Consider the following 1,958-nt stretch of genomic DNA (forward strand, 5'->3'; position numbering starts at 1 on the left):
CGGCCGCGCTGCACGCCAGGCTCGCGGCGGCCGACCCCGCGGCCGCCGACCGCATCCGGCCCGACAACGGGCGAAGGGTCGTGCGCGCCCTGGAGGTCGTCGAGCTCACCGGCCGGCCGTTCACCGCGGACCTCCCGGTCCACGAGTACGCCGACCCCGCCACCGTCCAGGTCGGCGTCCACATCGACCGGCCGACCCTGGACGCGCGGATCGAGCAGCGCGTGGCGCGGATGTTCCAGCAGGGGTTCGTCGAGGAGGTACGCCGCCTCCTCGCCGCCGGCCTCCAGCGGGGACGCACCGCGCGTGAGGCGATCGGCTACCGCCAGGTGGCGGCGCACCTGCGCGGCGAGCTCACCCTCGAGCAGGCCCGCGAGCGGACGGTCGTGGCGACCCGGCGCTTCGCCCGGCGCCAGGACAGCTGGTACCGCAAGGACCCCCGGATCGTCTGGGTGCCCTGGGACGCGCCGGACCTCCTGGAGCAGGCTCTGGCCGCCGTCCACGAGGCGTGCGGCTGAGGCCCGAGGAGGGCACACTCGTCGGCATGGCTGCCATCTACTACACCGCGACCACCCTCGACGGCTTCATCGCCACCTTGGACCACTCGGTGGACTGGCTGCAGTCCCGCGACAACGACCCGGACGGCCCGATGGGGTTCACCGGCTTCCACGCCCACGTCGGGGCAGCCGCGATGGGCGCCAACACCTACCAGTGGCTCCTGGACCACGCCCCGGAGGAGGCCGCCCAGGACGTCCCGACCTGGGTGTTCACGCACCGCCGCTTCGCGCCGGCCCGCAACGTGCGGTTCACCCACGCCGCGGTTGCCGACGTGTACGCCGAGCTCGCCGCGGCCGCCGACGGCAAGGACGTCTGGGTGATCGGCGGGGGTGGGCTGGCCGCCCAGTTCGCCGACGCCGGACACCTCGACGAGGTCGTCGTGAGCATCGCCCCGATGACGCTGGGTGCCGGCACCCCGCTGCTGCCCACGCACGTCGAGCTGCGGCTGGAGGAGGTGGCCCGCAACGGCGACTTCGCCTGCATGAGGTACACCGTGGCCCACCCTGCCGACGGGTGAGGCCCGGTAGGGCGCGGGTGGGAGACTGACCCGGTGAGCTACCCGTTCCTCAAGGGCCACGGCACCGAGAACGACTTCGTCCTGCTGCCCGACCACGACGGCCTGATCCACGGCGACCTGGCGCCCTCCCGCGTGGCTGCCCTGTGCGACCGGCGGGCCGGCATCGGCGGCGACGGGGTGGTCCGGGTGGTCCGGGCGACCGCGGTGGGGGAGGGGCCGGGGGCGGAGTGGTTCATGGACTACCGCAACGCCGACGGCTCGCTGGCCGAGATGTGCGGCAACGGCATCCGCGTGCTGGCCCGCCACCTGCTCGACGAGGGGCTGGTGACCGGACCGACCTTCCAGGTCGCCACCCGCGCCGGACTCCGGTCGGTCACCGTCGACGGTCCCGCGGTCACCGTCGACATGGGCACGCCCGCGGTGCTGGGAGAGACCACGGTCTCGGTGGCCGGACGGACCTGGCCCGCGCGGCACGTGTCGATGGGGAACCCCCACGCGGTGGCGTTCGTCGAGGACCTTCGCGACGCCGGGGCGCTGCTGGACCCGCCCGGGTTCGACCCGACGGTCTACCCGCGCGGCGTCAACGTCGAGTTCGTCGCGCGCCGCGGCGTACGCCACGTGGCGATGCGCGTGCACGAGCGCGGCTCGGGAGAGACCCGCTCCTGCGGCACCGGGGCCTGCGCGGTCATGGTGGCGTCGGCCCTTGCCGACGGGGCCGGCCCGGGGGAGACCTACCGCGTCGACGTGCCGGGCGGCGAGCTGTCGGTGACCTGGACCGCCGAGGACCGCGTGCTGCTCACCGGCCCCGCTGTGATCGTCGCCCGGGGGACCACCGACCTGTAGCCGGGGCCTATGCTCGCCGCCATGGAGATCCGTGGAACCTCGG

At 74.6% G+C, this 1,958-nt stretch carries 2 protein-coding genes and 1 pseudogene; all 3 read left to right on the plus strand.

Annotated features, from left to right (window positions below; all coding sequences use genetic code 11):
• Positions 1-515, plus strand: a pseudogene (locus PLP61_RS16770) (tRNA dimethylallyltransferase); the annotation flags it as partial.
• A 26-nt stretch (positions 516-541) separates the two neighbouring features.
• Positions 542-1,072 (plus strand): dihydrofolate reductase family protein, encoded by a 531-nt coding sequence (locus tag PLP61_RS16775; RefSeq protein WP_324503933.1) that lies wholly within the window; start codon positions 542-544, stop codon positions 1,070-1,072.
• A gap of 33 nt (positions 1,073-1,105) precedes the next feature.
• A complete protein-coding gene (dapF, locus tag PLP61_RS16780; RefSeq protein ID WP_324503935.1) occupies positions 1,106-1,915 on the plus strand; it encodes a diaminopimelate epimerase in 810 nt (269 codons plus the stop codon).
• Positions 1,916-1,958: the final 43 nt, after the last annotated feature.

Origin of the sequence: Nocardioides sp. (assembly GCF_035429765.1) — a bacterium.
In the GTDB taxonomy this organism is placed as follows: domain Bacteria; phylum Actinomycetota; class Actinomycetes; order Propionibacteriales; family Nocardioidaceae; genus Nocardioides.